Origin of the sequence: Streptomyces sp. NPDC127038 (genome assembly GCF_042725875.1) — a bacterium.
GTDB lineage: Bacteria > Actinomycetota > Actinomycetes > Streptomycetales > Streptomycetaceae > Streptomyces.
Window position 1 is genome coordinate 1 of record NZ_JBHXDQ010000068.1, and the last position, 6297, is coordinate 6297.

Below are 6297 nucleotides of genomic sequence, written 5' to 3' on the forward strand. Positions count from 1 at the left end.
TCCCCCCGCCGGCGTCGCTGGTGTGTTCCCCGGGGGCGGAGGGGGCTCCGGCGGGTACGCGGCAGCCCCTTCCGGCTTCCTGGCGGCCATCGGGTCGGTGCGCGCCCCGGCACACCGGAGGGGGCGGGGCGGAACGGTTCCGGATATCAGCGGGCAGCCGCCTCCACCGCGTCGGCGGCGCGGCTCTCGCTCTTGCCGTCCGCGAGCAGTCCGCCGATCTCCCGGGCGCGGGACCGCAGTTCGGGGTCGTACGCCGTCTCCTCGACGGCCGCCCGCAGGTCCGCGGCGGAAGTCCCGGGCTCCGGCAGCCTGCGGGCGACTCCGGCGCGCAGGCAGGCGGCGGCGAGGACCTGCTGTTCCGACCCGTTGGGGGCGACCAGCAGCGGTTTGCCGTGGAGCAGCGCGCCGAGCACGGGCGCGGACGTGGCGTTGGTCAGGACGAGGTCCGACCGGTCGACGAGCGGTCCCATCCACGGGCGGCGGCCGACGATCAGATCGGCGTCCGGGGCGGATTCGGGCGTGCCCGAGCGTCCCAGTTCCACGACGGCCCGGTGGGAGCTGGCGGTGAAGGCGGCGTTGAGGCGCGGCCACAGGGAGGTGCCGCCGAAGGTCCGGCCGAGGTGGACGTAGGCCAAGGGCCTGTCGTCCGGCAGGGGTTCGTACGAGGGGGGTTCCGGCTCCCACCAGCAGGGGCCCACATGCCGTACGTCCGGGGGCACTTCGGCGTCGGCGGGCTCCAGCAGGGGGTGACCGCGGAGCAGGAACGCGGTGCCGAGCAACGGAGTGTCGGGGAAGCGGTCGTGCCGTGGAGCCAGACCGGCCGCCGCTCGTACCGCCTCGTAGTGCTTCAGGGTCTCCGTCAGCCGCCAGGTGCGGTCGTGGGTGTCGGCGGGGCCGGCACCCCCGGCGCGGTAGGGCCACAGGTGGGCGGTCAGTCCGAGGACCACGACCGGCAGGCCGGCGGCCTCGGCGGCCACGAGGGCGCCGTGGCAGAGCACGGAGGTGACCAGGACGTCGGGCCGGAGCGTGCGGACGGCCCGTGCCACCGCGGTGTGCTGCTCGGGCCCGCTGACCGTCCAGTGGGTCACCGACAGCGCGCGGGGGTCCGTGACGGCGCAGGTGTCCAGGCCCGCCTCACTCGCCGTCGCGGCGGCCTTCGGTCCGGCGAGGACGTGCACCGAGTGGGCGCGGCGGCGCAGTTCGCGGCCGACGGCGAGGGCGGGGTACAGATAGCCGGGGTCGTTGAGGGGGCACAGGAGCACGTTCATGCCATCTCCTCTCCTGGCGGAAGCAGGCCCAGGTGGTGGGCGAAGAAGGCCATCACGTCCGCGTAGAGGCGGGCGCTGCGCGAGGAGGAGCGCGCCGCGTGTCCGACGCCGTACTCGGTGCGCAGCACGACCGGCGTGTCGCCCGTGCCGGCCCATTGCAGGGCGGCGCACATCTTGCGGGCGTGGGCGGGGTCGACGCGGGTGTCGCCGTCGAAGACGGCCAGCAGCACGGCCGGGTAGCGCGCGCCCCTCCGGACCTGGTGGTAGGGCGAGTACGAGAGGAGGTGGGCGAACTGGGCGGGGTCCTCGGCGCTTCCGTACTCGTCCCGCCAGCTCGCGCCCATCCCCGAGCGTTCGTAGCGCACCATGTCGAGCAGGGGAGCCACGGACACGACGGCCGCGTAGGTCGCCGGGCGGCGGGTGAGAGCGGCGCCGGCCAGCAGGCCCCCGTTGGAGCTGCCGAGGACGCCGAGCCGGCCGGGTGCGGCCCATCCGTCGCGCAGCAGGTGGTCGGCGGCCGCGTCGAAGTCGTCGAAGGTGTTGTGCTTGTGCTCGCGCCGCCCGGCCCGGTGCCACTCCTCGCCCTCCTCTCCCCCGCCGCGCACGCAGGCCACCGCGTACACACCGCCCGCGCGCACCCAGGGCAGGGCCTGCGGGGTGAAGCCGGGGGTCATCGAGGCTCCGAAGCCGCCGTATCCGGTCAGGACCACGGGGCGGGGCCGGTCGGGGCGGCCCGTGGGCGACATGACGAACATCCGGACCTCGGTGCCGTCGCGGGAGCGCACGACCTCCTGGGTGACCGTCACTCCCTCGACGGGGGCGGCCGCCGGTGAGCCGCCGGGCCAGGGGCGCAGGTGTCCGGCAACGGCGTCGTAGTGCAGGACGACGGTGGGGGTGAGGTGATCGGTGTACGCGAACCACAGCTCATGGCCCTGCTCATGACGTGTCGTCAGTTGCGTCACGGTTCCCCGCCCGGGCAGGGGTACGGTCCCGGCGGGGGCGCCGGTCCGGGCGTCGTGCAGGGTCAACTCGCCGACCGCGTGGCGGGTCCGTACGACGGCCAGCAGCGGCCGGTCGAGCTCCGGGCCGTCCAGGACGGCGAAGTCCCCGAGCACGGTGCCTGGTTGCTCGGCGACGAGCGTGCGCCACCGGCCGGGGTCCCCGGCATCGCGAGGGGCCGCGACGATCCGGCCGCGCGGGGCGCCGACGGTGGTCCTCAGCGTCAGCGGGCCCCCACCGGGTCGGAGACGGACGGCCGTGTGGCCGTCGGTGCCGTGCTGAAGGCGTCGAAGGCCGGGGCGGTCCTGTGAGGTGGCGGTGAGATCGGCGGTCCACAGGTCGTTGTCCGGGGAGGTGCCTTCGCTCGCTCCGACGACCAGTGTCCGGCCGTCGGGGGCGGTGGCCACGGTGTAGTACTGGGTGTCCGACCGCCCGGCCCCGAAGATCTCCACGTCCTGGTCGGCGGGTGTGCCGACGCGGTGCAGCAGGACGCGGCGGGGGCCGGGCTCTCCGCCGTCGCGCCCGCGCCGGAGCCGGCGCACGTAGTAGAAGGCCCGGCCGCCCGGCAGCCAGGCCACGGGGGAACGGCGGACCCGGTCCACGGGCCCGTCGACGGTCTCGCCCGTCTCCGTGTCGATCACGCGCAGGACGGAGTGCTCCGTACCGCCCGACGACAGCTGGACGGCCACGAGGTCGCCCTCCCACGAGGGTTCCCAGGCGTCGAGGACCGTCGTTCCGGCCGGGTCGGTGTCCAGCGGGTCGAGCAGGATCCGCGTCCGGCCCTCCTCGCGCACGGCCAGTGCGGCGAGTTCACGCCCGGGTTCCCTGCGCAGATGGTACTCCCGGCCTCCGCGCGGGACCGGCGGCCGGGCGCCGGCTCCGGTCAGCAGGGCGGTCATCCGTACGAGGAAGTCGTCCCTGGCGGGCCAGCGGGCCTCCTCCTCGGTGTAGAGCCCTTGCTGGGCCGCGCACCACGCAATGGTGGCGGGGTCGTTCGGATCCTCCAGCCAGCGGTAGGGGTCGGCCACCCGCCGTCCGTGGAGGACCTCCTCCGGGCCGGTGCGCGGAGCCTCGGGGCGGTCGTACCGCGCGGGCGCCGTCCGGGCGCCGCGGGGCGGGGACTGGGTCATCGCGGCGCTCCAGGGGTGAACGGGTCACGGCGGTCGCGTACGGCGGCGGCACTCAGGCGCCGCCACCAGGGCTCGGACGCGGCGCGGGGGGCGCCGGATACGGGTCCGTGGACGGGTCGGCGTCCGCCGGCGCGGGGTCCGGGTCTGCGGACGCCGCGTACGGACTCGCGGACGTGGCGTCGTCGACTGCCGCCGGACACGGGTCCGTGGACAGCGTGTCGTCCTCGGAGAGCGGTCCGCCGTGGGCCTCGACCGCCGGGCGCTCCGTGTGACGTACGCCCGCGGCGGCAGAGAACTCCGCCGGTTCGGAGGTACCGGGTGCGACCGCCGGTTCGGACGGGTCCGGGGCCGGGTTCTTCGCGCTGTCCGCGACCGCGTCGAGGCTGGTCTCGCGCAGGAGCGGCACCGACGACACCAGCGTGACGACGGCCGCGGTTCCGGCGAGCGCGAGCCAGGTGTAAGCGGCCCCCAGCGAGTCCACGAAGGAGCCCGCCAGCACCGGTCCCAGCGAGGCCAGGCCTGCCATCACGAGGCCGGTCGCGGTGCTGACCCTGCCGAGCAGGTCCCGGGGGGCCAGCACGAGCATCGCGCGGCCGACGACGATGCCGGCAGGCGGGGAGAAGAACACGACCACGACCAGTACGGGCCCGATCGACCAGGGCTCGGTGGTCGCGGAGAAGACGGCGAGTCCGATCGCCCAGACCGCGCCGATGAGCAGGAACAGCCGGGCGGCGGGGATCCGTTTGATCAGGCGCGGGGCCGCGGCGGCACCCAGCATCCCGCCGATGCCCGCGCAGGCCATGACCGCTCCGATCGCGGTACCGCCGGTGCCGCTCTCCCGCAGCGAGACGACCATGGTCGTCTGGGCGGCCGCCGAGACGACGTTGATGCCCGCGGCGAACAACAGCGCCGCCAGCAGCGCCCGTTGGTGGGTCAGCCAGCGCAACCCGGCGGTGAGCCGGTCGTCGCGCCCGGCCCCGGTGGCCTGGCGGCGGGGCCGCGTGGCGATCCGCAGCAGCAGCACGGCGGACACCCCGTAGGAAAGGGCGTCGGCGGCGAAGGGCAGGATCGGGTCCAGGGTGTAGAGCCAGCCGCCGAGGAAGGGGCCGATCAGCGAGCTGGTCGCCATGGCGGCCTGGCTGCGGCTCAGCGCGTCCGTGAGGTCCTTCTCCGGCACCACGTCACGCACGGCGATCGTGGCCGCGGGTGCGAAGAGCGCGGTGGCGGCGCCCTCGACGACGGCGACGCCGAGCAGGTGTGCCTGTCCGAGGTCTCCCAACTGCGACACCAACGGGATGCTGGCCAGCGCCACGAGACGTACGAGATCGGTCCCGACCATGATCATCCGACGGTCGAACCGGTCGGCGAGGTGGCCGGCGGGCAGGCGCAGCAGGGTGCGGGTCACCAGCGAGCAGGTCGCGACCGTACCGGCCTGCGCGGCGCTTCCGCCGATGGACAGGACGAGCAGCGGGAAGGCGAGCAAGGACAGCTGCGATCCGAGGGTCGACAGGGTCGAACTGATCCAGTAGCGGCGGAAGTCGGCGTTGGTCCGCAGGACGCCGGCGCCCTTCATCCCAGGCGTCCGACGGCGTTCAGGCAGTCCAGCACACCGGCGTCGACCCGGTCCTGGAAGACGGCGCGGACGGCCGCCTCCTCGTCGTACTGGTAGTGGTCGTGGCAGCTGACCCAACGGCCCTGGGTCCGCTCGGCGTCGAGGTAGCCCTCGGTGATCGTGCCGACCTCCATGCCGGGCTTGCCCGCGGTCTCCCAGCAACTGGCCAGCACCCCGTCGGCGTTGACGACGGCGCCGTAGCGGCCTTCGCTGAAGGAGCAGGCCTGGCAGGGGACATGGGCGCGCGGACGGGCCACGGTGAAGCCGAGTTCGAGGGCGCGGGCGTGCCAGCGCACGAAGTCCTCGACCAGGCCGTCCTCGTGCAGCAGGTTGTTCGCGTAGCCGACGCCGACGTCCCCGACACGGGCGAAGTGGATGCCGCAGCGCCCGGGATCGAGGTGTGCGCCGAGCCGTTCGACGAGGTCGTCCACGCCGTTGCGGTTCAGGTGCGAGACGTTGACGCGCAGCATCCAGCGCAGGGAGGTCTTCTCGATGGCGCGCGCGATGTTGGCGACGATGACGTCGAAGGTGCCGCCGCCTGAGCGTCGTACGCGGATGGCGTCGTGGTCGGCCCGGTCGCCGTCGAAGGTCACCTGGACGGAACCGAGGCCGGCCGCGTTGAGTTCCTTGGCGATCAGCGGTGTGAGCAGCGTGCCGTTGGACGTCATCGAGGCGGTCAGGGTGCCCAGTTGCCCGGCCCGGGTGAGCAGGTCGCGGCAGCCGCGCGGGTTGAGCAGCGGTTCGCCGCCGAACAGCAGCAGCGCGAGTTTGTCCATGCCGGCGGCGGCCATGCGTTCGCGGGTGAAGTCCAGGACCTGTCCCACGGCTTCGGGGGTCAGCCGGGCGTGCCGGATGCGGGGCGGCCTGCTGCCGCCCTTGGGGTCCTGCGCGGTGTTCTGGAAGCAGTAGCCGCAGCCGAGGTTGCAGTCCGTGCTGGTCAGTACGGTCAGGGAGTACGAGGTGTACGGCTTGACGTCGTACAGTCCCGCCTCGCGGAGGTAGCGCTCCGCCGAGGGCCTCAGGGTGCCGTCGTCCTGCACCTGGCCGGGGCGCATCAGCGCGTATCCGCCCGCGCCCAGGAACCACCACCCCCTGCGGGCCTGGATCAGACGGGCCCCGGCGGCGGGGACGGCGACGGACTGCGTACCGGGCACGGCAACCTCCGGAGCGGGGGCGGGAATCGGGGGCGGGCGCGGCCCGGTCGCGGCGGCGGGGAGCGGCCCCCCCACCCGGGGGGCCGGGGCCGGGGGGAAACGCGAAAGCCGTGTGGTACGAGGGGTGGACCGCC

4 protein-coding genes are annotated in these 6297 nt (G+C 74.5%); all 4 read right to left on the reverse strand.

Translation table 11 applies throughout. From position 1 onward, the window contains the following. Positions 1-146 precede the first annotated feature (146 nt). The 4 genes from ACFWI4_RS33500 to ACFWI4_RS33515 are packed head-to-tail and all read right to left on the reverse strand — an operon-like array spanning position 147 to position 6163. The gene (locus ACFWI4_RS33500) at positions 147-1268 is read right to left on the reverse strand and encodes a glycosyltransferase (RefSeq protein ID WP_387204044.1); all 1122 of its coding nucleotides are present in this window, start codon (positions 1266-1268) and stop codon (positions 147-149) included. Then, positions 1265-3397, reverse strand: coding sequence for a prolyl oligopeptidase family protein (locus ACFWI4_RS33505; RefSeq protein WP_387204047.1), 2133 nt, complete (start codon positions 3395-3397; stop codon positions 1265-1267). Before ACFWI4_RS33505 ends, ACFWI4_RS33500 begins: the two co-directional genes overlap by 4 nt. Before the next feature lie 52 nt (positions 3398-3449). Beyond that, on the reverse strand, positions 3450-4970 hold the full coding sequence (locus tag ACFWI4_RS33510) for an MFS transporter (RefSeq protein ID WP_387204050.1): 1521 nt from the start codon (positions 4968-4970) through the stop codon (positions 3450-3452). Further along, on the reverse strand, positions 4967-6163 hold the full coding sequence (locus tag ACFWI4_RS33515; protein ID WP_387204053.1) for a radical SAM protein: 1197 nt from the start codon (positions 6161-6163) through the stop codon (positions 4967-4969). Before ACFWI4_RS33515 ends, ACFWI4_RS33510 begins: the two co-directional genes overlap by 4 nt. Positions 6164-6297 lie beyond the last annotated feature (134 nt).

What these genes read in the sequence shown, in the direction of transcription:
- ACFWI4_RS33505 (WP_387204047.1), bottom strand. Translation starts at nt 3,397, where the DNA reads ATGACCCAGTCCCCGCCCCGCGGCGCCCGGACGGCGCCCGCGCGGTAC.
- ACFWI4_RS33500 (WP_387204044.1), bottom strand. Translation starts at nt 1,268, where the DNA reads ATGAACGTGCTCCTGTGCCCCCTCAACGACCCCGGCTATCTGTACCCC.
- ACFWI4_RS33510 (WP_387204050.1), bottom strand. Translation starts at nt 4,970, where the DNA reads ATGAAGGGCGCCGGCGTCCTGCGGACCAACGCCGACTTCCGCCGCTAC.